The following is a 22,721-nucleotide window of genomic DNA, read 5'->3' as shown; positions in this document are numbered from 1 at the left end:
ACATAAGTACGAGGTATATTAGGCGCCATATCTGCCACAACAGTATTTATAATGACAAACCCAATCCGGATTTAATTTCTTTTATTAGTTTTTGTTCAGTAACCCACTGGTCAGCAGTTAACATGCAATAAAATTCGACAACCGGAGAGCTGATTGCTTCTTTCATCGCCAAGGCTTGCTGGTGGATAGACATAAGCTTAATAACCTTTAAAAACAAATCTCCATCTGAAGGCCTTAACTTTATTCGGTTATCCAGGAACCGGGTAATAATGGATGACTCCGAATTAAGCATAAGAAGTGCGTTGGTATAATACTCACCACTCCGTCCATCTCCAAAGGAAACTTTGACAACTTCATCCGGGAATTGTTCTTCGATACGCCCGGTATTGCCTCGCATGTTGATAGGATCGGTGGTTAATTCAGGGTGCACCATAACCAACTTACCGATCAGCGAAATGTATTTCTTATTTCTTACCATAACCATCGCAATTTTCCATGATTCGCTTTTCTGCAAGTCGTACGTAATCCGGATTTAGTTCAAATCCAATATAACGGCGTTTTAAAGATTTAGCTACCATCGCTGTGGTCCCGGCTCCCATGAAAGGATCTAAAATTATGTCGCCTGGCCTGCTGCCAGCCTTGATACAGATTTCAGGCAAGGCTGGAGGAAAAGTTGCAAAATGATTTCCTTTGTAAGGCTGAAAAGGAAGCACCCACACACTGCGCCGGTTGGCGCCAGCTCCGGGAAGGATCTCCGCAGCCCGTTTTGCCCAACGTTCATTAAATCTCTTATGGCGGGGGCCGAGGCTGTCCTGCTTCGATCCTCTTCCAACGACAGGAAAATCTCCGGAAGATTTATATTCATCTGAAGAAAGTTGATTGCCTGTTGCCTTACCCTCATAGTTTTTGATTCTATTATAAGCGCCAGCTTTGAGCAAACGCTTATCCCGCCTGGTAGCTTCAGCGAAAGGGGTCTTTATGGCATCATGATTATAATGATACCTGGAGGATTTTGAAAGCATGAAGATGGTCTCATGGGTCCGGGTACAACGGTCACGAACACTTTCCGGCATACCATTCTTTTTGTACCATATGATCTCTTGCCGTAAGTACCAACCCTGGCTTCTTAGTCTGAATGCAATCAGCCAGGGTAGTCCGATCAGATCCTTTGGCTTGAGTTCAGGATGCCTAGCTGTGGTCGGCCAGCCGGATTGTACACTAATGGGCAGTATCGTGGCCGCTTTCTTCAGAAAGGGTACTTTTTTGCCTCCCTTACCTGAGCCCCAATAGACGTCTCCAATGTTAAGCCAAAGGACACCGTCCGGTTTAAGGACACGACGTACTTGTTCAAAAACAGTCATTAATTTTTCAATGTAATCATCGAGGGATTGTTCCATGCCGATCTGGCCATGCACCTGGTAATCCCGCTGTCGCCAATAAGGCGGGCTGGTTACACAACATTGAATATAATTATCGGGTAACGACTTTAACCCCACAAGGCAATCAACAGGAATTATACTGTCCGGGCTAATTGGTTCCATTCTTATTATCAATTTTGCTTAACGTATTCAATCAAAAGGCTACAAACTCGGCCCCTTCTTCTTTTGACTACTTATATTCCGCTGATTTGTTTTAACAGTAACCGTTTCGTTCACCGCTTTAAGTAAGGATGGATGATTCAGCTCAATCTTATTTCCCTGCTCATCATAAAAGCGGACATTCTTTGCCCTTGGGTCGGCCTCCAGATAGCCTTCAATTGGTTTTCCTTCGATTATTAATTTCGCCGGGGCAAGCTCTCCTTTGATCAGTTGGGTCATCATCGCTATTAAAGACTGCTCATCAGGTTTGGTCTGATGACTAAGGGAGCGAATAACTTTATCCATTTCGAAGGCAGGCAGCTGTTGAAGTTTCCCATCTTCATAAACCAGCCAATGAGGTGTCGGTATTACTCCTGGTTGCATTCCTTCCGTGTCGACCTTCATGACGGCCCTTCCGCTAAGCAAGGCGAATGCTTCTTTTAGATCGACATCTGTGAAATTTCCAGTTAATGGAAGGGAAAGTACCTTTGGCATAGGTATACCAGAGATGACATCCAAGTTTACATGCTCTTGCATAGGCGTATTAAACCAATACTTGATCATTAACTTGTCGGCAATGTCTTTGGTCTGATTAAACAACTTCAGAAACAGAACTTCGTTTATTATATCTTCGACGGCGGGGTTCTTGTCTTTGAGCTCATTATAGCTTTGATTCCAATTAATCCCCTTCATGGCTTTTTCAGTTTTATCTGAGTCTACCAGGTTATTCTTTACATGCTGAATTGGGGAGTTGTCCGTTATGAACGAGTTATAATTAACTACGCTGAAACCATCCGGCACTTTATTAAGGTTATAGTAGAACTTGATCAGGTCCGTATCCGTTGGTGCAATCTGTCCACGCACATGGATATGGGTAAGTCCATTGCTCTCCAGTAGCGACTTTGTGATCAAGGGAGTTGACAGCCATAGCTCATCCAGATAGTTAAGCAAATCACCTGCTTTTTCTTCAGTCATGTGAGTAAGTATTATCGATAAATAATGTATTTTTTTTTGGGATGGAGCGCCTGATAATTACGTGTTTGCAGGCAATGGATAGTTAGCGGTCAGCATTTCAACCTTTTGTTTATGATTGCCACCTTTCGCATTTACGGTAACAAGCATCTTTCTGGACATTTGCTTCCATTTGAATTTGCGGGCAAATTTGTCCAGTATTGTAGATGGGTAGGATGATAAGAGAAATTTGCCTTTAATAGCCGAAAGCAGGCTTAACAAGGCCTCGAAATCTGCCTCCGTATAACCTTTGTAGTGCCCGCAATTGCTGCCGACATAGGGAGGGTCACAATAGAAAAATGCGCCTTCATGATCTCTGCTTTTTATTACATAAAGAGCATCGGCACATTCAATCTGGACCCGAGCAAGCCTTGCCGCAATATCACTCGTAAATGCCAGCCGTTTATTGGCTATTCTTTTGGAGGTACAGTCTGACGTTTTATCAAAACCAAATGGACCGCTCAACTTTGAAGCAAAGCTCATCGAACTGATCACCCAAATTGCCCATGCCCGTTTGACAGGATCAAACATGTCGGGGTTATGATTAATGACCGTAGCTTGCCGGAAGGCGTCTCTGCTGTGTAATGTAGAACTCACTAGGGATTGCAGCTCGTTAAAATTATCCCGTGCTACCCTATAAAAATTCATCAGCTCACCATTGGTGTCATTGATTACTTCTGATTTTGATGGTTCCTTACCAAACAGGATAGCAGCTCCACCTGCAAATGGTTCTCCATAAAGAACATGGGGTGGAATTAGTGACAATATTAATGGAGCAAGCGTCTGTTTACCTCCGTAATAAGAGAGGGGTGGTTTTATGGCGTTTTTTGTCATTTTTACACTTTTCTGTCTTTCCACAATAAATGCCGGATATTAGTTACTGTTCATCCGGCTATTTTAGCTCCGTTTGGTATGTAGCATCTTATTCGGAGCAAGCCATATTTCGATAGATGCATTTATTCCTTCACTTTTCTCTGATTGCAATTAAAAGCAGCAGTTATATATCAGAATTAAAGTCTATTTTTTCGATTTCCTTTTCGGCTCTTTTCTTTCCGTTCATTTTGGATATGGTCCTTGAACCCGACCCATACACCATGCTGATCTAAACCGCGTTGCTCCAGTTCTTTTAAGGCCAGAAACGAAGCATCCAATTTTTGAGAAGCGATCATCACCAACAAATCTACCTTGGTGAGCGAGAAAATATAAATAGGATTTAACTCATCCGGCAGGCTTCCATTTATAGCGGCCTGCCGGTAAAAATCAATTTGATCTTCAGTCATAACACTGATTCTAAAATAACAGGACACGGAACTCATCAGGGTCTGTAACCCCTATTCTGGCTTTTCTTTTCCCAGTTCACGCTTGGTCGGTACTTTTTTTTTTCATCCACAGCTTCCGAATTGGCCTGTTGTTTATTATTATCAGCAATACCCTGCCGGTTCTTCGGACGGCTGATATGCTCTATAACAATAGCATCTTTGAGGTCAGGATGACGATCATAAAGTTTAACACCGGCGTGCTGCGGGTCAACTGTTATATAACCTTTCTGTTCTGATCCGTTATGTAAAATGGTAACCTCAAGGATATTTCCTTTTTTAAGGGTTGTTTCCGCGTTTTGCAGCTGCATAGGAAATTCAATCTCTTTGACCGGTGTTTTGAGTTGTTTCAAAGCTTCCTTCACATCAAAAGCTTCCCCGCCGTAATAGTTTTGATGGAAAGTTTTTAGTGGATAATTACCGTACTCATCTTTTGCACCGGTGGTATCAATACTTATCCAGGTGTTGTATTTTTCATGGTTTTTGTTATGTAACGTTTTATTTACTGCTACATGGGTTCCATGTTTAAGCAGCCGCAATGCCTCTGCTGCTGTGATAAGGAACTTTGCAGGGAAATTTTGGAACATCGGCTTCATACCGGTATCACTATTGGGGTAGTAGGCAAGGTCAAAGCTATTGAGGTATGCCTTGTTTTCTTCTCCACCCCTGGCAAAATGAATAGTGAATGCCGCGTGGTCACCCTTCACTTTCTCATTGTGCTTAATAAGGAATTCCCGTTCACCGGAGTTTAACTTTTGTTCCAGTTCTTCGGTATGGTCAGTACCAAATCCTTTTCGGTACATAACCTCCTTGAGTTCTTCCAGATTATCTGTTCCCATTTTTAGGATGTTTTATATTTACAAATGTTTTTTAAGGGTGCATTCCCTGTTTCTTATCAGCATCCCATTTCCGGCCACCTAAATCCGGGCCGTAAGTTTTGGGAGATTGCTGTTGGTCCATGCCTTGCTCTTGTTTGTGAGCAGGAAAATTGCTGTTGGTGTAATACTCGTTCATACCTGCCTGCCGTGCCATATAGGCTTCATTTCTGAGTTCTGAGGGTTGCCGGAGTTTTCGGATAATCCGACGCAGGAGCCGCGTGATTAATCCGGGATAAAGAGATTTTTCCAGTTTTGCACGTTGGTATTGCAAGACCTTGAACCATACCTTTTCATCCCGTGTTGCGGGGGTACCGGCATAAAGGTTTGCGATCCTGTCGTACTCGGAAAGGGTCAGCTTTTTAAAATCCCTGTCATCAAGTTGCTCCTTGCCGCCTTTTCTAAAAGCTTGTGAGAGGTCCCGCTCCAGTTGGTTCCACTGATGGAGTTCGGCCATAATGGAATTAGCATAGGCGGGCCTTAATTCGTTTTCCATATTCATTGGCAAATTTTCCGGGGTGTTTATTAATAAAGGTTTCGCGCCTTTAGTAATTTTTTTTGTTTGATGTGGTTTGTTGGATTGCGGTCTCCATCTTTTTCCATGATCTCAATGGTAAAGAGTTTACCTTCCGCAATGGTAAAGCGGGGGAATGCCGCTATAATAGTCTGTCCCTTACCGGATTCCGGGATACCGGATTGTAATACAAATAAAGGTTCTACTTCTTTATCCTGTACTGCTGTACGCTTTGCTTTTTTGCGGTCGCGAATGAAAAAACGTACCGAAGAGCTCTCAAACCCGATATGCGTATCATTATGCAGGTGAAACTGGAAAAACAAAACATCATTTTTTATATAGATACCTTCTGTTGAAAATTCCATGCCGTATCGGGAGAATTTCCCTCCGGAAAGGAAAGGCATATTGCCTACTATTTTCTTTGCGTAATCTTCTATCTCTTTGCTGTTAAGGGACAGGCCGCGAAAGGTGATTGGGGCATACGGTCTCACTTTCCCCATATCAATTGGCTGGGCGCTTATGCCATCACGGTACGTAACGGTAAAGCAATACACCTTTCCTCCGTTGGTAACAACCTGGAGGTTACTTTCCTCAAAGTTTTTCTTTCCTGCTTTTACTTTAAGGATATTATCAGCGGCCTTGAAAGTTTCCGCTAAAACATACGAGTCTCCGCGATCGGCATGCTTGATCGGTTCCGGAAAAATCAGTAATTGGGTCTTATGCCAGCTTAGTTCAAGAGGGAAAGCAGGCAAAACAGATAAGGGGGTATTCGCTGTTGCTGTCTGTGCATGGATTTGAAGTGTAGTAAAAATGGCCACTACGAATACTATTAAATACTTCATATTATTTTGTTTTTGGGGAATCATTTAATGGTTGTCCTGTAATGTTTTTTCATCCATAAGTAGTATCGGATAATCGGCTTTCACGGTTACCCGCACCAGTTTGGCCTTCTTACCAAATAATCCTTTGGCAACTTCAACGCCTGCTCCCGCAGCTTGCGTGGCAATAGAAGGGTCAAGGCTCATGAGCTGCATACTTTGCAGGGTGCGGTCTGCGCCTTCCTTGGCAGCATCCCGGTTGAGTGTTCCCGGGATGGGGATACCTTCGATTGCATCGAGGGCAAAGGCTATCATTGCTACTGGATAAACATTCTTACCATACCGGATGCCTGGAATTTCAATTTTCAGACGCTCCCCACTGATCGCGCAGTTGCCATAGATAAAAGTGCCCTGGGGAACGGTAACACCGTTTATTAAGATGTCTTCGAGGATACGCATTTTTACCGTCGAGCCATTAACAAGCGTTTGGGTGCCATGAATAGCAGCGGGAATCGCCGTTTCTTCATTTGTTTCATAATCCGCGGTGGGCAGATCATAAAAGGCGTTTCTCGCCGGGGATGGTTCATATACGGGAATGGTACCCGAATCAACCAATTGGGCGCCGTAGGGTGCAGCGCCATTGGAAAGATAGGCTGCCGTAGTTTCTAATTGAGGTTTGGAAACAGCATAAACCCGTCCACGGTTTTTAAGGCTTTGTTCTTTTAATTTTTGCTGCACCCTGCCAGGGTTTTGAATATCTAGAATATTTTCCAGTACATCATTAATTTGCTGCATCTCGGTATCAGGCCCTGGCGAAGCGGTAACGCTTTGCATCATGGCTTCGAGCCTGCCCAGGTTTTCATCAGTTGTATGATCGAGGGGGGAATAATCAGGCATCTTTGATTGGGGTAAAGGGCTGCTTATCGCTTCTTCCAGCCGTTGCAATCCGCTCCTTACTTTAATTTCATTGGGGTCCATGCCCGTTGTCCAATCCTTTTTAATACCTCCGCTATAAACAGAAGTAGAAGGCGTGGTGGTATCCCATGCAGCGGTTGTCATCGAATCCTGTTCCATAAATGATTCAAAGGAAAGCTGGGGAATTTTACCGGCAGAATCTTTTGCGGCCTTAGCATACACTCCCATCTTATCCTGGGGTTGCTGGCCCAGATGGGCGCCCGGTAAGGCGGCATTGAGGCCCTGCTCCGGTTTTTGTTGCAATACTTCACCTTTACCACCGCCCAGGGTCCAGAACCCGAGTGTAATAAAGGGCAAAGTAAGTAGTGGCAGGAGCATTAAAAATTTTCTTCTTTTTAAAAACTGTTCTTCTTTTTCCATATGCCTTTATTTAATGATTGAAAAATGTCCCCCGGTTGCCGTGGCGGAGCGGAAAAAATACAGGGCTATGATCCTTTGGGGACCGGGAGGTATCTTCGGAAACTTTAAGCCACTGGGCTTTTATACGGTAGTGGTCTGGCGCCGTTAAAGCTCTGGTGAGTATAAATACCAGGCAGGCAAATGCCAGAATGGCAATTGTGGCATACAGTATTTTTCGTTGCCCTGGTCGCATGCGCTTATCATATCGGCTGAGCCATCCGGCAACACTTATCTGCAAACGGATGATGATCGTAGCAATCGACGCCGCGGCTTTATCGGAAACCGTTTCTTTGATATCTTTTTTAATTATTTCCATAACTATCTGCTTTTTACTTCCAGGTCGCGATTATCAAGTATTCTCCATCGTTCGATCAGAAAGCCGTGGGGATTGGCATCTGATCGCTCCACATTACGCAGGTAGCCTTCGGTGACCAGGCTGCGGTCCAGAATGGCTGTGGGCCTGATAATGCGCTGTTTGCCATAGTACCGGAAATAATAGGGGCTGGTATTTAAATTGACAATGATTGAATCTGGTTCCACTTTCTGGCTGATATTTCCGGAAATAACGCCTCCATAGTATCCGCTTTCAGTAAGGTCGTCGAACTGCTTTTTCGCTGAGCCGTCAGCCAGGTATAAAGCCTTCCCAATATTTGTAGCAATTACCTTATCATCCGGGTCAAGGGAGAAGAAATAAAAATGGAACATCCTGATATGGTCGCGTGCCTCTACACCGATATTATCCTTTCGCTCTGCTGAAAAAGCCTCCAGGGCTTTACCATTTGCCAGGATATAGATCTTACGTTGTTGCTCAGCGACCATTTTATAGCTTTCTATAATGGCAAAACAGGTGATGGCCATACATGCGGCAATGAGCACGAAAGAAAACAGGCGCACATGCCGGAATGCAGTTTCTATATTTTGAAATTGCCGGAACATTTACTGATGAGTTTTCGGGGGGAGATGATTTAAAATAACTTGCCCATTCCAGCAGCGGCTCCTTTACCTGCTGTTTGGGCCATGTTGTTGATTTTGTGCAGCAGTGTATCCTTTCCTCCAGCCTGAATGATATAGCCGGCAACGTTGGGGACCGTTGTATAGCCTACGATGGAGATGATCATGAATATGATGTAAGCAGTACTGGAGAAAAAATCCTGGTCCATGGTCATCATGTTTTCCAGTATTTTGGAAGTAATGGCACCGAAAAGATTGGCGACCGGCAGCCACATGAAAACGTTGATGTACCGGGCGAACCAGGAAGAGAGGGTATTTTGAAAGCCATCGAAAATGGAAAGCCCAAATACGAGTGGTCCGAGGATAGCCAGGATAAGCAGGTAAAAGGTCCTGATGGTATTGATACAAAGCCCAATTGCGGTATAGATAATCTGCACTACCTCAACAATGAACGTTTTGATAATGCTTTTAATGTTGAACATTGAAAAGGCACTCTTTAGTCCGGAGAAAATGCCATCTTCGCTGCTACCATCGGGCTGTTCATATTTATCCATATCGCTGCCCTGGTCGGGGTAAACGCCTGCCGGGACATCTTTTTTGATAGCCTGTTCTTGCTGATCAATGTTATAGAGAATAGCTTTCTTGGCATCACCGCCCATCGCTCTGGTAGCAACCTCTACAGGTTTTAATACGCCGTTTATCAAGGCAATGCAATCAGTATATAATAATATTACAAGGCCAATAGCGAAAGGGCGCAGCAGCGGAAAGAAATCTATAGCTTCCGCCCGGGCAATATGTTTCCAGACCCGGACCGCGATATAGGCAAGGGCTCCAAAGCCCCCGATTACCCTTCCGATATCAATCATGCGTTTACACAATGGCAGCATTTGCTCAAACAGGCGTTCTAAAACGTTATTGAGATTGTAAATACTACCACTTACAGATTGGGCCTGGGCGGTAATTGGGAGCGCAAAAAATATTAAGGCAATAATGTAGCCGATCCAACACTTTTTCATTACAACACATTTTTATTACCCGATTCTAAAATGAGGTTCACTATTCATAGAGGGCGCGTATCCGCTCATTGTCTTCAATGGCTTTTTTGCGCTTCTGATCTATAATGGAAGCCTTTTTATTAAAGCCCCGCAAAAAGGAAAGTTTTTGTTGCGTTTGCTCATATATCCTGTCAATGGCCTCGATCCTTTCATCATCAGACATGCGTAGCGTTGATGCGGTAAGGATCATCGTGAGCTCATCTATGCTAGCCAGGCTTCGGTTAAAAAGATTGCTATAAACCCTGGCCAGATAGGTAAGTTCTTTCTCGGTAAACCTTCCATCACCCCGAAACCGGTTCCATGCCTGAGTGTATTCATTTAAAATGCTGATCTGGTCCTCTATTATGGCCGGCACTTTTTGATAGCGGGCGATTCTTGGGTTAACTGCCATCAGGCCATCGAGGAAAACCTCATGTACTTTAAAATTGCCCTCGGTCACATCTTTAATTTTCGTGTACCCCTTACTGACCAGATCATACCCTTTTTTCATATTGGAAAGTATCGACTTAAACTGGGCGAGTTTTTCAATATTAAGGGCTAACTGTTCAAGCTCCGCCGCTTGGGCGCAAGCCAGTTGTAGCTGTAAGCAGCAGGCGACGATCAGTAAAAAAGAAAGCAGGAGTTTCATAAGCAAAGAATTTTGGAGCGCAAACCGGAGCATCCGGTTTGCGCGGCATTTTTTGATTGATGCAGTTCAGATATGGCAGGTGCCGGAGCATTCCCCCCAGTTTTGCTTTTGCTCGGGGTCAAAGTCAACTGTTGCAAGCGGGGTGCAGCTCCGATGCAAGTAAACCGGGCTATTGACACCTTTTGGGGTACTGTTGCGAATGGCTTCATCTATTCTTATAGCTGAGGCAAAATCCTGTGGCGCAAATTCCTTTTGTGCCGCCCAGGCAGCATCCGATTTATAAGGGCAGAATACACAGGCACTTTTGGTAGGAATGGGAAGCCCTTGTAGGACAAGCCATCTTACAATGTCCTGACTGTTCATGGGACGTGCCCAGTCTATATGGTTGCACTCCCCTTTGTGGGTGGTATAATAACCCAGGTAAGGATAAGTATTGATACACCATGACTGTTGGGGATATGCCATGCGTTCGATTTCATCTGTTGAGATACCCAACCATATGGCCGTTGGCGGCCTGCGCGCGCCTTTGGATAGTCCATAAATATGATCGCGGATATAGTCATTAATGACCTGAATTTTATATTTATGGGTGCATTGCCTGCGCAGCATACCAATGGAGCCATCTTCATTTGCAGTAAATGCCGGTATAGAGACATTATGAACATCCGGCGAGCTGTGTAGCAGATCTTCAAACAGGTTTTTATCACGGCAAACGATAATGGGTATTCCGCAATTATCCCTTTGCCAGTTTAGGAGCCACTGTAGGTACTTATAAGAAGCTTCGGCTTCCATCCCGGTATCAGAGAAAATGGCAAAATCTGCTTTAGGTAAAAGTCCTTTACAGGACATAAAATACATGCCGGTACTTTGGAGGCCGAGGCCAAGTGATATAATCCTCTTCATAATCTACTGCACATTTAAACCCTGTTTATCACTATATAGATATTATTGCATTTTTCGTTGTTGGTCGAGGTCATGTAATGACTGTTGCAAATAGCTGACAAGAGCCGCAGTGCGCCTATGCAGTTCCCGTTGCCAGGCCCAGGTCTTTTGTACCCGGGTATAGATATCATCAATCCGTTTTATCCGTTGGTCGTCTGTCATTTCAACATAGCCATCTTCTAAAACCATAAGCAACTCATCAAGCTCAATCGAGGACTGAGAAGCAATGGAACCCAGTAAAGCTTTAAGCTCCGTAGCTTGAGCGGGCGGTAACGAGGGGCAAAGACTATAAATACTGCCCCTTCGCTGTTCTATTTCGGATAACATCTTATAGATGGCCGAAGCCTTGGGATGCTTCCTAATTGCGCTACTAACGGATTTTAAACTACCGAAATAGCTTTTATGCAAGTCAAATTCACCATTCTTAATATCTTTTATAAGACCGGTACCATCCTTTACCACAGCGTAGCCTTTCTTGAGATAATCGGTATATACCCTTAATGCAGCGATCTGTTGAAAGAGGTATTTGGTTTGGGTAGATTTCTGATTAAATATGCTGATTTGGGCAATTGCTGGATTGCAGGAAAAAGAGATGGCCCAGACCAGGCAAAAAAAACAAAGGTTAATCCTGAATAACTTTAGCTTACAGGCCATGTCCATTCTTTTTGGGTTGACGTTTTACCATATTATTTCGTTCCCGATACGCTAAGACGTGATCGTATAACTGCTGGCTCGTTGGAAAACTGCTGTTTAGTCTTGAAACAATGACAATATCTTCTTTCGGGGTCTGCGCAATGATGTGTTTAAGGTCAATGGTTTCTTTTTGCTGGTCATACCGGAACCGGAAGGCGATGCCTATGCGTTCCCGCGTTTCGCCAAAGAATCCGAAAACCCTAAGACTTACGTCTGCCTCCCCGTTTTCATTAGATAGGGCGGTAAATCCTATACGGACCATTTTACTAAGTTCCCCTTCCTCAACACCGCTGCCAAGCGCTGCTTCTCCGTATCCTTTCTCTTCAAATAACTGCTGATAGGATTTTATGTACTCATCTAATCTTTGCTGCTCCATAAAATTTGGTTTAAAGATTAAGGCCGGAACTTTTTTCCTTTCAAAAAATCATCCCAGGGTTTCTTTCTTGGAAACAGGCTGTAAAGGCTGGAGGCACCAGGGATCTGATGGTTGTTTTGAAACCGGTATGTTCTCAGCTGCCCGGCCATTATATCTTCAATGCGCATAGCCTGTACTTTAAAACCCTTAACGGAATCGAACATAATATCGAACTGACAGTCAATGCCAGGTTCATAGACCGGGTGTGTAGATAGCTTTAAACCGGCGCCATAGGATTTATCCGCCATCAAGCTGAAATATTGTTCCAGGCAACTCCTAAGATTACCGGAAAAAAATATGCGGTCCGTTTCTGTTTGATCCAATCTATAATTCGCCCTGTAACCCTTTTGGTACATAAATGTTGTAAAATCAGTAATATACCGCTGCCGTTCATGCTGTTTCATATAAATACCTTAATCCAGGCCATAGAGCTTTTTTAGTCCAGCAAGCTTTTGCGCATCCGTTGTTCGGGATAAGCTGATCCTGAAATTTTGATTGTTAAATTTTCTGAGATCGATAAGGTTTTGTTCCAGCTTAACATCGGTCTGCGAAATAAGAGCCATTCTTTTGCCATCAGACATCTGCGTGGCGAAGGAATTAGCTACCAGCAAAAGCTCATCAATATTTTTAAGGCTCTCGTCAATTATGCCGGAGTAGGTTTGGAACATTTGGCGGACCTCGCGTGGCGTGAAATTTTCATCCCGCTGTAAAAGCGCCCATGCATTTTTATATTCCTCGACCATTTGTAGCTGTCTGCTAATTATTGCCTTTACTTTCTGATAGGTAGTAATAGCGTTTTTTACTTTCCATAATTCCTGGAAGTAATCATCATAAAGCTTCCGTTGTTTTTCAGACCATTCCGATATTTCATTAAGTTTTAATTTCCCCATTGCATTTTCCAGTGTTTTCTGGGCATTCTGCAACCAGATAATCTTATTTTGTTGCCGTTGAATGGCCAGGTCAGCGGCCTTGATTGCTTTTTTTATAGCTGCCTTGGCCACCCACCACCAGATAGCATGGCTTTGTTGCGTGGGGGCCAGGCTAAAGCCAATACAGAGTACCAACACCATCAATCCCTTCTTCATCGCTCTGTTATTTGTGAAAAAATCATTTATCTATCTGCTTGCAATACCGGGCTAAGCAGCCATGTCTTTTACTAGTTCTCGCAGGCCTTTTTTAATGTCGCCGCCATAGCGTTCTGTATATTGCTGCACTTTCAGTTTGTCTTTTTGCTCAGTGGAATAAGCGTAATACTCTTCCGGGGAGGGTTCAAAACGATATACCTTCATCAAGGTGTTACCCAGTTCGATATAGATTTCTCGGTATCTTTTGCCCGGTTCTATGGCCCTGTTCAGGGAAAGTACCAGGTCCCGGCCTTTGTTAGTCATACCAAGCGTGGCCTGGATGGAGTCGAATTTGTTGGTGAATTTTTTGAGGTCTAATAGGATCTTGCAGTCCGCATTATTAATAATGGCCTCTTTAATAATGGGGCTGGTGATCAGATCGTCGATTTCCTGAGTAACGACGATAGCTTCTCCAAAATATTTTCTTACTGTTTTATAGAGGTATTTAATAAATTCAGCCATCCCAGCCTTGGCGATCGCTTTCCAGGCTTCTTCGATGACGATCACTTTTCGGACACCTTTTAGATTCCGCATTTTTGAAATGAACAGCTCTGCTGCCAAGAGCGTTACGATACTGAACAGGATGGGATGGTCCTTAATATTATCCAGTTCAAGGACCACAAAGGGTTGGCGGAGTACATCAAGGTTTTCCCGGGCATTGAGGATGTAATCAAATTCACCACCTTTATAGAATGGACGCAGCACGTACAGAAAATTGTGCATATCAAAATCCCGGTCTTTTACCTTGTCACCTTCCAGCTCCCGGATGAAATGGTTTTGCAGGAATTCATAATAGGAATCAAAACAGGGAAAAATGGATTGGTCGCGGTCCAGGTAGTTATAAAATGATTGCAGTGAATTGCTGACAGCGACATATTCCGAGCGCCGGAAACTTTCGTCATTAGCCTTCCAAAGACCTACTAGCAAGGTTTTTATACTTTCTTTTTTCTCCGTGTCCAGCACATCGCCGGGACCGATGTAAAAAGGGTTGAACTTGATGGGATTTTCTTCTGTGTAGGTAAAGTAGTACCCGCCCAGTAACTTACAGAGCCCTTCATAACTGTGTCCTACATCGAGTATGACGCAATGGGCGCCCTGTTGGACGTAGCTACGAGTAAGATGGCACATAAACATCGATTTTCCTGATCCAGAACCACCAACTACCAGCTTATTGCGATTGGTGCAAACAGATTGCATTGGCTCATCAGAGATATCGACGTGTAGGGGCACACCTGTGAGCCGGTCGCCTAACCGAATACCGAAGGGACTTTGCGAAGACCGGTAGGCTGTTTCCATGTTAAGAAAGCAACTTGCCTGTTCTGCAAAGGAGTGGAAACATTCGTTATCGGGAAGCTCTGCTTCATTGCCGGCAATACCTGCCCACCAAAGCTGGGGGGCGCCAACTGTTTCCTCGTGTGCTATAACCTCCATAGCAGCCAGGGCAGCTGTCGCCGTATTTCTGATCTCCTTCAGGTCATCTTCTTTATCGGTCCAGCACATCAGATTAAAATGCGCCCGAATCGGTGTCCTGGCTTGTGATATTGCTTCGTTCAGGAATTCGGCGGTGGCATCGCGGCTGATCAAATTTTCTCGGCTATAGGTGCTCAGGGACTGGAGCCTTCTACGTTTGGCTTCCATCTCTTTGAGTGTCTTTGGGCTGTCACCGATCACCATAAATTGGTTATAGATATGGTTTACGGGAAGCAACTGTCCGATAGGCGAACTAAAGCCTACAGAAAAGCGGGTGCGGTCCGTAGCATATTTTTCATAGTTTATCCGTGGGCTGCATTGAGCTGGAAGCTTATCGGCATCGGCAAGTGAAAACAGTAGGCAATGCTGACCACCGATCTTTAAATTGGGCTTAAAGGTGATATCCTTTAATACGGGATAGCCCTGGCCGGAAAGATTAAGATAGTTTTCAATGATCCCCTGTTGTTTCCCATTACCCACAAGGTCGACAGAGGATAGTAAAGAAACTTTCATAAAACCACTATCATCAAGGATGCGGCTGAATTGGCCGATACTTTCCTTAAGTTTCTGATATAACACTTTGTCGGTAGCCCGGGAAGGGACCATGCTTTTTTTAAGCAGGGAGGAAAAAGCGGAAGTAACAGGTTTACGGTCTGCAGCAACCAGGGTAATAAAAACAAAACTCTGATGAGCCAAAAACGGCCGCTCGTTAAAAAAACGGTCACTGCTCCGCATGAGAAAATTATCGGGATCAGCCCCGGAGTCCGGTTTGTACCGCTCTTGTGTAAACCAATCTTGCTTATGGAAGATGGTACCTGCAGGAAGTACCTTTATGGCCTTTAACCATGCGAAATGCAAGGCTTCATACTCTTCATCGGAGAGTGTGAAAATTTCAGGTAGTTCAAGGCGCAAGCCTATGGTTATATCGCCCTTTTTGCTAAGGAGACAATTTTGCTCCAGTTTCCATAATGGGAAGATTTCGGCAAGGTCCTTTTCGTTTTCTTTATAAGTGCGGCTTTGCAGCATTACGGCTGCCAGCGTCACCGCCAGGAGTATTAATATTAAAGTCATCTGATTTCACATTTTCTTTTTCACTTATCTGCTCAGATAATTTTTCTATAGTCCTTCTTGTAAGGCAAAAAATAGCAAAGGGTACCTGCCGGCGGGCTAGTGTTTTCATGAGCCCAAATTCGCCAAACCTGTGACTGAGCCGGTATACACCTGTAAACAAACCAAACCCTGCTATTCCAACAACCGCTAGTAACAGGTATGCAGGTACCTTTGCTATATAAAGTATGGAGAAAACAATAAGCAATGCAGCAAGCCCTATTGCAAGGATATAGATATATTGCCCTTTCAGCCCCCGGAATTCAACAGGCCTGTTAACTCCTTTATTTATGATATAATTTATCCGCTCCATTGTGACCTATAATCCAAACCCCTTTTTATTTTTCATTTGATGGCGGGCAATATTAGACCGAACAAGGTCTGGTAGTATCGTTTGTTCCAAGGGTATTATAGACGCTTTTAAGTGCAATTGAACCGGATGATGATCAAACCAACCCATTTGATTTTGCCAGCCGTATTCAACGGCCCTGGCATAAGGGTCAAGAAATTCAATTACGGGAATTTCTACGCCAATAATATTATTGGGTATCGTCATTAGGGTTGGTGCAATATCTACCTGCCGTTGCTTTCCCTTGTCGTAAAAAAAAAAATACCTGGTATGAGACCTATCGGAACGCATTTTATGAAAGTTAAGCCCGGGGTGGAAAGGATCGTTAAGCGGCATTAAATTTCGCTTTTGCCAGTCGACCATAAAGCCTTCGCCTGCAATGTCAATAATGGGTCGCCTTCCTGCTTTACGGGTTTGAAATAGTTCATTGTTACAATGAAGTAGCGTATCATTTTCGGGTAAATCACTCGGGTGCAGGTTAAACTTCTGTGACATTTTTAGCGGGTCGAGTTTTACCATTGACGGGACAACAACAGTTTGTTGCCGCTCGTTACCTTTAACTGGCTTGGTAGCTTTGAAATCCTTTAAGCTGAATGTTATATTATAAGTTCCATCTTCATTTCGATTCTGCTTCAGAAGATGAAAGAATATATTTTCATCCAGCGGATGCCTTAGTATACAACACTGAACATCTACGATAAAATCTACCTGCCTTATCCTGTATGTCGGAAGTTTTTCCATGTTTCGCATTTGAACTGATGTGCTACGTTATTATAGCATGCATGCTACCGCAGTTTATTTTTCTTTATAGAAAGTGAATTCATCTTTTTTAACAAGGCAGGAAATCTCGACTCCTCCCATAAAATGGCCTTTGCTTTTAAAACTTTTCCCGCTGGATAAACTTTTAAAAGTTCTGCTGCATTTAGTCCCATTTCCCTTGCTACACTTTTGGGGTCGAGTGTTAATTCATTAGGAATCTCTATCACTACAGCCCCTTTGGGTAAACCCTTACGGGCGCAAATAATGTCCAAGGACTTTTTGTTTACGGGATCATAGATGCACTGGTAAGATTTTCCGTCTTCCGTGAGCGGCAGGTTAAAGAGGACTATGCCGGGTCCGGAGGTATTTTCTGCTGCAAGTAATTTGCGCGCTTCCCAGGCAACGATGAAGGTTTCACCCAACACATCGATACGTGGCCGCAAGTCATCTAATAAACACCCCTCAGAACCCTTCCGGTTGTTGATCTTCATCATCAAAGATTTTTAACCCCGAGAGTTCCGGACAAAGCACTTCCAGCGGAATGTTGTATTTAATGGCAATACCGACAGGGTCAAGTTCCATTAACGCAGGAAGCGTAACCCATACATACCGCTCTCCGAATTCCGTAATTAGGGATGGGTCCTCGGGCGTATTAAGCAATAATGTATCATAGAGGAAGGTATAACCATCGCCTTCCTGGTAGAAAGCATTAAATGAAATGCGGTTTTTTTCATTGCCCTTCTGCCGCAAATCTTCATGGAGGACGTCTACATAAAACGCAGTTCCTCTTACATCTACTACGGGCCTTGGTCTTTCCATTTGTACTGCATTTTATATTCCGAAGAAACTTTTTAGCACTGTGGCAACGACTACCAGAAAAATACATGCGCCAAACCAACTGCTGGCCACTTTAGCTGTATCCGGTTCCCCGCTTGACCATTTGTTATAAACCTTTACTGCACCCACCAATCCGACTACGGCCCCTATGGCGTACATCAGAAACGTTCCCTTCTCAAAATAACCTTTGACCTTGTTTGTCGCCTCTGTAATACCGGCATTGCCATCCTGCGCATGGACATTAATAACCAGCATTATTAAAATAGTTACAATAGCTGCTTGTGCAAGCCTCTTCTTTGCCCCACATACTCTTTCGTTCATAAATGCACCTTTTAAAAGTTAGGTGCATGGCCATGCATATATTGATTTTACTGTACAGTCATTATTTTAAAAATTAGCGGGGCAGCCCCTCAAACACAACCTCTAATTCATCTTCATTAATTGCCACCCCGCTAGTATTTTCAGCATTATTAATAATGTAATTAGAAAGGGCAATCCTGTAGGCAGTATTATGTAACCCGTCAAAGTTTGCCAGTCTGTCGGCGAGCTGCCCCAAAAGCTCGTCTTTGCTGACCCTGTTTTTTGCTGCCAGTTCCAGGATTGCCCTGATATCAGCCACTACCGTTTTGAGCCCTTCAATCGAGTTGACGCCCAACCTTTCCTTCATAGATCCCATCTTATCAGGTAGAGGCTTTACGTTGCGCAGGAGATGGAGAATCTCGGCGCGATAAAATAAAAATGCTACAATTGTGTAATAAACTAAAAGCAGTAATATTGCTCCGATAATATAGTTCGACCAGGAAATATTGCTCAGCATAGTTTTTAGTTTTAGGTATTCGCTTCATTGATGTAGGCAAAGGTGATCCAGCGCGAATTCTGTTTATATATCTATCGTATTAGCTAATAAATTTTTATTTTTTGTTAATTTCCGTTTATGACCCTTAATGAAGAACTGGTAATGATCGTCCTGGATTTTTATCCGGATTGGGGCCATTCCCCGGAGCGTTTTCTGGAATTTATTAAAGTAACTGCCGCCTTATCTGCTCTACACAAACACGCTGAAGGCTTGCCTGGTCCTGACATAGACGAAACAGAACTGGCCCAGGTGTTTATTGCCACCTTTAAAATAGATCTTGGTCCTTATAAGCACTATGCTCAGCTTGAGCGCGAGGCGGCGCTGAAAATTGACCTTTTAGCAATACTAAATCACATGCGCGACGAAAGCCGGGCAGATGATGAGTTCTATGACCTGGTCGATGAAGGACAGCTTCAGTTAAGTATGGAAACTATGCTGGAAGAGGGGTTTTCTGAATACAAGTCCAGGGGCATAGTCAATGCGCTAAGACCCTATATTGATTTTGTATAGTATGGATGAATTTAAGCTTTTTGCAGAATCGTAGTGATGGATTCCAGTATCGTTACCCGGCGATTTTTTCGGGAAATGCAAGATTTCAGTGTGTTATAAAAGATATTGCATCGCGCCTCGGTTTTCATTTCCAACCAACCGATCTTTGCCAGGATCTCATCGCGCTCCTTTAAATGCCATTTTGTTATTTTTTTGAGCTTCGCTTCAGGCTCCTTCTTTGTTTTCTTCTTCTCGCCTCTGAAACGTGCAGCGCCGCTCTTTACCGCCTTTGACAAAAAGAGCTGCAAACGTTCATAGGCCATAACTTTTGCCTTGCAATAGCTAAAAAAACTAAAGTACTCCGTATAATGAAAACTGCCATTTTGCGGATAAACGGACAGATCATCAGGTGGCAGGGTAAACAGTATCTTGTCCAAATAGCGGCAATCTAGCTTGTGGTACATGGCAAAATGCTGCCTGGAATCAAGATAATGATTGACTTGTCTGAGTGCGTCGTGATAATACAGCATGTGCTGTTTGGTACTTGCCACAGGCTTGTTACGTTCCAGCGAACAGATGAACTGATAATAAAGCAAAGCACAGAAATACTGTGGCTGAACCAATTTAAAGAATAGGACCTGCTCTTTAATTTTTTTTAAGGGCAGCCGTCTGATCTGGGCCTTCAGTTCCAGCAGATGACCGGAGGCATTAATAAGTGATAGTTCGGCAATGGCTAATGCAGTCATCTTCGGTCTGGATGCAATACACTTCAGGTCCGTGTTCATCATGCGCAGCAGCGCTTGTGGATTTGTGGCCATGTCGAAATATTTTACCTGATTGCCTATTTTCGGCCTTTGGGATGGAGGTCAGTTTCTTCCCATTGTTGTAGCAGCGAGGATTTCATCAGATCAAGCGTCGGTGTCATATTCTTTTTTCTAAGGCGCATGGCCTGCTGATAAGCATAATAATTGCCAGGGCTTAACTCTAGAAAGAATCCGAAATATTCCATCGCAGTTTTGATATCACCGGTGATCAGTTTGGCTTCATGCAAGGATAAGACCACTTCGTAAAATGAAGCCTTAGAGCCCACAAAACGGACTTTTTTTATCTTGCTGTTATCGGAGGTCTCAAAACCATCCCCCTTTTCCAGATAGCTGATCCTGCCCTGGAGATAGACGATAAGGTGTTCATATGCCTGTATCTTTGAAAACTTATAGCTATAAATATTGGCGAATTTATCATCGTTTTCCAGGTTATATTCCGCAAGGAAAGGGACTTCTTCCGGTTGCCTGACAAATAGGGAGCTGTCAAAATAGGATTTGGCTGTGTAGTAATAGAGCAGCAGAAACTGGTTCCTTTCAAAAAAGGTATTTAATGCCGATATCTGGGCCAGATAGTATTCGATCTGCATCTGAGTAGTGCCATTGGGTATTTTAGCCTCTATCTCGAAAAGGCGCCTGTAATAAATCAGCTCCTGTAAAAACATGGGCTTCGTTTCTTTAAAAAACAATACCTCCTGTTCTTTTCCCTCGAATTCATAATTGACGATATAATCTTTGAGTTTTCTAAGGCTCTGGCCGCAGATGCCAATTGCTTTTTCCGCCATTTGTAAGATTGGCAGACCTTGCTCATCGAGGGTTTTAAGCAGGTGTTGAAGTTCCGCATAAAGGCTTTTACAAAATTGCACCATAGGAAACGTTTTAATATCTGCAAGAGTTTCAAAGGTAGCCGGGACGCAATAAGCAAAGGCAAAAGAAAGTCACAATGAGAGCTGGAACAAATTCTGGGGCGCTAAAAAACTACGAAATGGTAAAATTCCAGGTTCAGGTGTTCAAATGCATGATGTAGTGTTCGGAGAAATTTACAAAATAAAGCTTCCTGGGTACTTAACATACCTGTAGCTGATATTTGCAGCGGCCTCCGTAATAATAAGGGGCAAACTTAAAAAAATTGCTGCGTACGCTTTATTAAGATATTTTATTCGTTTTCGTTTTACGGATATCCGCGTAAACCTTTATGATATCCGCAGGGAAGATTGGCAAAAACAGTTACTGATCAAACCAGTTTTTGAAATCGCGGGCCTGCAGCTTACTGACGTTTATTTCTTCTTTAAAAGGCGGGTTTAATTCAACGCCAAGCTTGCCGAAATTTAAGGGGAAGTAGCGAACAATGGCTTTGTGACTAACTATTATATGCCTTGCAACCCGAAAAAAATCGTCTCGCGAAAGCGTTTCTTCAATTTGGTCAAGGCTTTGGGCAACTAGTTGATCAACACCTTTGAGGGACCGGACATAAACCCTGCTGGAGGTCCTGTAAAAATATGCGATATCAGAGATGGACATTTGAAAACTCCCTGTTGGTGTGTGGATCGTAATGCCTCGCTTTGGTGTTATGGGTTCCGGAGCCGGTCCTATGGCATTAACCTGTGTTGCTGATCTCTGTTTTTCAAGTTTGTTTTTATAAGCAAGCTTATCGGCATGTAAGTACCGGATAACATAATAGATATTGAAGATGCCAATGAGGGAAACAATAAATGGGAATGCATATAAGTGATAATTGTAGTCAAGTATGTTGAGGCCATACATGCGAAAATAGAGTGCAGCGAGTAAAAAAGTGATGGCGGCCGGTAAAACTAGTCCTAAAAGCAGCTGCAGCATGAAGCGGACAAGTGTTTTTTCATTCCAGTCAAATCGGCGGTCCAGCAATACAGTAACTTTAAATACAAGATAAGTTATCAACAGGGTAATGAGTAATGTTGCACCGAACTCACGGTAATACTCACCCGTAAATATTCTTTTATACCAGGGTTCTACTCCACCATATTCCGTAACGATGTGAGCGCCAATAAGTGAAATGGCAAATCTTATCCATCCGTCATGGTATTGATAAGGTTTTTCATAAGAGTCCATTGTCATTTCGATATCTGTAAATGGTTATTTAAACGCTGTAAATAAATATAATTAAATTATATTTTAGTTGCAAGCCCTAACCATTTTACTTATATTTATTAGCAATGTTCCCTAAGAGGATTTTTAACCCAAAACAGCATACCATGACACAACAACCCTTTACGCAAAGTGGCGTTCAACTCAAGCAACAGGAGTTATATGCCCTTACAGATGCCTTGCTACTTGCCGAAGCAAAAAGTATGACGACTAATTTCCGGGCCTGGCTGGATTTAAACTTTAGCTTTACTGCTGATCAGAAAAGTTATCTTGACACTGCACCTGCACAAGTGCTGGCTTATTGGGCAGGCCTTATATCCTCAACGGTCATAACCAGGGGACCCATAGATATCCCTAAGCCTCAAAAATATGATCCCCCGCGCAGGACCAAGGAATTTACTTTGGAAATTTTCGGTAAAGGAACCTTTATTCCATATCCCAATAGTGCCCCTACCTTTACATCAGATCAGTCCATCAATATAACATTTAAGGTAATTGATCTTCCATAGTACTCTGGGGATAACAAAATAATTCTGAAAAATCAAGCTCTAAATTCCTTTGTCCTCAATGCTTTCAGTCAATATTAAACTATATTGCCTCTAAGCATTGGGGCATT

30 protein-coding genes are annotated in these 22,721 nt (G+C 43.4%); 2 read left to right on the top strand and 28 right to left on the bottom strand.

The window, feature by feature from the left end:
- Window positions 1-46: 46 nt before the first annotated feature.
- The 25 genes from ABIE50_RS09410 to ABIE50_RS09290 all read right to left on the bottom strand — a co-directional run bounded on the left by ABIE50_RS09410 (window position 47) and on the right by ABIE50_RS09290 (window position 18,632).
- A complete protein-coding gene (locus ABIE50_RS09410; protein WP_209864173.1) occupies window positions 47-478 on the bottom strand; it encodes a hypothetical protein in 432 nt (143 codons plus the stop codon).
- Complete coding sequence (locus tag ABIE50_RS09405; RefSeq protein WP_209864176.1) at window positions 465-1,541, bottom strand: DNA-methyltransferase; 1,077 nt, start codon at window positions 1,539-1,541, stop codon at window positions 465-467. Before ABIE50_RS09405 ends, ABIE50_RS09410 begins: the two co-directional genes overlap by 14 nt.
- Before the next feature lie 39 nt (window positions 1,542-1,580).
- A complete protein-coding gene (locus ABIE50_RS09400) occupies window positions 1,581-2,552 on the bottom strand; it encodes a hypothetical protein (protein ID WP_209864179.1) in 972 nt (323 codons plus the stop codon).
- A 57-nt stretch (window positions 2,553-2,609) separates the two neighbouring features.
- Window positions 2,610-3,446 carry a DNA adenine methylase gene (locus ABIE50_RS09395; RefSeq protein ID WP_209864181.1) on the bottom strand — a complete coding sequence of 279 codons (837 nt, stop codon included), beginning with the start codon at window positions 3,444-3,446 and terminating at the stop codon, window positions 2,610-2,612.
- A gap of 152 nt (window positions 3,447-3,598) precedes the next feature.
- Window positions 3,599-3,868: a hypothetical protein gene (locus tag ABIE50_RS09390; protein ID WP_209864184.1), complete on the bottom strand. Its 270-nt coding sequence runs from the start codon at window positions 3,866-3,868 to the stop codon at window positions 3,599-3,601.
- 35 nt (window positions 3,869-3,903) lie between these two features.
- Window positions 3,904-4,743: a hypothetical protein gene (locus tag ABIE50_RS09385; protein WP_209864186.1), complete on the bottom strand. Its 840-nt coding sequence runs from the start codon at window positions 4,741-4,743 to the stop codon at window positions 3,904-3,906.
- Between the two features lie 31 nt (window positions 4,744-4,774).
- Window positions 4,775-5,275: a hypothetical protein gene (locus ABIE50_RS09380; protein WP_209864189.1), complete on the bottom strand. Its 501-nt coding sequence runs from the start codon at window positions 5,273-5,275 to the stop codon at window positions 4,775-4,777.
- A gap of 29 nt (window positions 5,276-5,304) precedes the next feature.
- Window positions 5,305-6,135 carry a conjugative transposon protein TraN gene (gene traN, locus ABIE50_RS09375; protein WP_209864192.1) on the bottom strand — a complete coding sequence of 277 codons (831 nt, stop codon included), beginning with the start codon at window positions 6,133-6,135 and terminating at the stop codon, window positions 5,305-5,307.
- A gap of 24 nt (window positions 6,136-6,159) precedes the next feature.
- Entirely contained in the window at window positions 6,160-7,446 is a 1,287-nt protein-coding gene (traM, locus tag ABIE50_RS09370) for a conjugative transposon protein TraM (protein ID WP_209864195.1), read from the bottom strand.
- 10 nt (window positions 7,447-7,456) lie between these two features.
- Complete coding sequence (locus ABIE50_RS09365; protein ID WP_209864198.1) at window positions 7,457-7,801, bottom strand: hypothetical protein; 345 nt, start codon at window positions 7,799-7,801, stop codon at window positions 7,457-7,459.
- 2 nt (window positions 7,802-7,803) lie between these two features.
- Window positions 7,804-8,421 carry a conjugative transposon protein TraK gene (gene traK / locus ABIE50_RS09360; protein ID WP_209864201.1) on the bottom strand — a complete coding sequence of 206 codons (618 nt, stop codon included), beginning with the start codon at window positions 8,419-8,421 and terminating at the stop codon, window positions 7,804-7,806.
- Between the two features lie 29 nt (window positions 8,422-8,450).
- Entirely contained in the window at window positions 8,451-9,452 is a 1,002-nt protein-coding gene (traJ, locus tag ABIE50_RS09355; protein WP_209864205.1) for a conjugative transposon protein TraJ, read from the bottom strand.
- A gap of 40 nt (window positions 9,453-9,492) precedes the next feature.
- A complete protein-coding gene (locus tag ABIE50_RS09350; protein WP_209864208.1) occupies window positions 9,493-10,119 on the bottom strand; it encodes a TerB family tellurite resistance protein in 627 nt (208 codons plus the stop codon).
- A gap of 66 nt (window positions 10,120-10,185) precedes the next feature.
- Window positions 10,186-11,022, bottom strand: coding sequence for an adenine nucleotide alpha hydrolase family protein (locus ABIE50_RS09345; protein WP_209864211.1), 837 nt, complete (start codon window positions 11,020-11,022; stop codon window positions 10,186-10,188).
- Between the two features lie 42 nt (window positions 11,023-11,064).
- Window positions 11,065-11,715, bottom strand: coding sequence for a hypothetical protein (locus ABIE50_RS09340; RefSeq protein WP_209864215.1), 651 nt, complete (start codon window positions 11,713-11,715; stop codon window positions 11,065-11,067).
- The gene (locus ABIE50_RS09335) at window positions 11,705-12,130 is read right to left on the bottom strand and encodes a hypothetical protein (RefSeq protein WP_209864217.1); all 426 of its coding nucleotides are present in this window, start codon (window positions 12,128-12,130) and stop codon (window positions 11,705-11,707) included. The genes ABIE50_RS09340 and ABIE50_RS09335 overlap by 11 nt, the downstream gene beginning before the upstream one ends.
- 17 nt (window positions 12,131-12,147) lie before the next feature.
- Window positions 12,148-12,417, bottom strand: coding sequence for a hypothetical protein (locus ABIE50_RS09330; protein WP_209864220.1), 270 nt, complete (start codon window positions 12,415-12,417; stop codon window positions 12,148-12,150).
- A gap of 165 nt (window positions 12,418-12,582) precedes the next feature.
- Complete coding sequence (locus ABIE50_RS09325) at window positions 12,583-13,254, bottom strand: conjugal transfer protein TraI (protein WP_354027944.1); 672 nt, start codon at window positions 13,252-13,254, stop codon at window positions 12,583-12,585.
- A gap of 51 nt (window positions 13,255-13,305) precedes the next feature.
- On the bottom strand, window positions 13,306-15,834 hold the full coding sequence (locus ABIE50_RS09320; RefSeq protein WP_354027943.1) for a TraG family conjugative transposon ATPase: 2,529 nt from the start codon (window positions 15,832-15,834) through the stop codon (window positions 13,306-13,308).
- Window positions 15,767-16,183 carry a DUF4133 domain-containing protein gene (locus tag ABIE50_RS09315; RefSeq protein ID WP_209864223.1) on the bottom strand — a complete coding sequence of 139 codons (417 nt, stop codon included), beginning with the start codon at window positions 16,181-16,183 and terminating at the stop codon, window positions 15,767-15,769. The genes ABIE50_RS09320 and ABIE50_RS09315 overlap by 68 nt, the downstream gene beginning before the upstream one ends.
- Window positions 16,184-16,189: 6 nt before the next feature.
- Window positions 16,190-16,960, bottom strand: coding sequence for a hypothetical protein (locus tag ABIE50_RS09310; RefSeq protein ID WP_209864225.1), 771 nt, complete (start codon window positions 16,958-16,960; stop codon window positions 16,190-16,192).
- A gap of 44 nt (window positions 16,961-17,004) precedes the next feature.
- Window positions 17,005-17,472: a hypothetical protein gene (locus ABIE50_RS09305; RefSeq protein ID WP_209864227.1), complete on the bottom strand. Its 468-nt coding sequence runs from the start codon at window positions 17,470-17,472 to the stop codon at window positions 17,005-17,007.
- Window positions 17,441-17,797, bottom strand: coding sequence for a hypothetical protein (locus ABIE50_RS09300; RefSeq protein WP_209864229.1), 357 nt, complete (start codon window positions 17,795-17,797; stop codon window positions 17,441-17,443). The genes ABIE50_RS09305 and ABIE50_RS09300 overlap by 32 nt, the downstream gene beginning before the upstream one ends.
- A gap of 12 nt (window positions 17,798-17,809) precedes the next feature.
- Complete coding sequence (locus tag ABIE50_RS09295) at window positions 17,810-18,136, bottom strand: DUF4134 domain-containing protein (RefSeq protein WP_209864231.1); 327 nt, start codon at window positions 18,134-18,136, stop codon at window positions 17,810-17,812.
- A gap of 73 nt (window positions 18,137-18,209) precedes the next feature.
- On the bottom strand, window positions 18,210-18,632 hold the full coding sequence (locus tag ABIE50_RS09290) for a hypothetical protein (RefSeq protein ID WP_209864233.1): 423 nt from the start codon (window positions 18,630-18,632) through the stop codon (window positions 18,210-18,212).
- A 117-nt stretch (window positions 18,633-18,749) separates the two neighbouring features.
- On the opposite strand from ABIE50_RS09290, the gene ABIE50_RS09285 reads away from it, so the two are divergent.
- Complete coding sequence (locus ABIE50_RS09285) at window positions 18,750-19,181, top strand: hypothetical protein (protein WP_209864235.1); 432 nt, start codon at window positions 18,750-18,752, stop codon at window positions 19,179-19,181.
- 11 nt (window positions 19,182-19,192) lie between these two features.
- On the opposite strand, the gene ABIE50_RS09280 is transcribed toward ABIE50_RS09285, so the two are convergent.
- The 3 genes from ABIE50_RS09280 to ABIE50_RS09270 form a co-directional block, all read right to left on the bottom strand.
- Entirely contained in the window at window positions 19,193-19,978 is a 786-nt protein-coding gene (locus ABIE50_RS09280) for an RteC domain-containing protein (RefSeq protein WP_209864238.1), read from the bottom strand.
- A gap of 23 nt (window positions 19,979-20,001) precedes the next feature.
- Window positions 20,002-20,850 (bottom strand): RteC domain-containing protein, encoded by an 849-nt coding sequence (locus tag ABIE50_RS09275; RefSeq protein ID WP_209864241.1) that lies wholly within the window; start codon window positions 20,848-20,850, stop codon window positions 20,002-20,004.
- 358 nt (window positions 20,851-21,208) lie between these two features.
- Window positions 21,209-22,069 carry a LytTR family transcriptional regulator DNA-binding domain-containing protein gene (locus tag ABIE50_RS09270; protein ID WP_209864243.1) on the bottom strand — a complete coding sequence of 287 codons (861 nt, stop codon included), beginning with the start codon at window positions 22,067-22,069 and terminating at the stop codon, window positions 21,209-21,211.
- A gap of 143 nt (window positions 22,070-22,212) precedes the next feature.
- Between ABIE50_RS09270 and ABIE50_RS09265 the strand changes: the two genes are divergently transcribed.
- Entirely contained in the window at window positions 22,213-22,614 is a 402-nt protein-coding gene (locus ABIE50_RS09265) for a hypothetical protein (RefSeq protein WP_209864245.1), read from the top strand.
- Window positions 22,615-22,721: the final 107 nt, after the last annotated feature.

This window comes from Chitinophaga sp. OAE865 (assembly GCF_040546735.1).
In the GTDB taxonomy this organism is placed as follows: domain Bacteria; phylum Bacteroidota; class Bacteroidia; order Chitinophagales; family Chitinophagaceae; genus Chitinophaga; species Chitinophaga polysaccharea_A.
The sequence above is the reverse complement of the archived record's forward strand: the minus strand, read 5'-3'. Positions and strand labels throughout refer to the sequence as shown.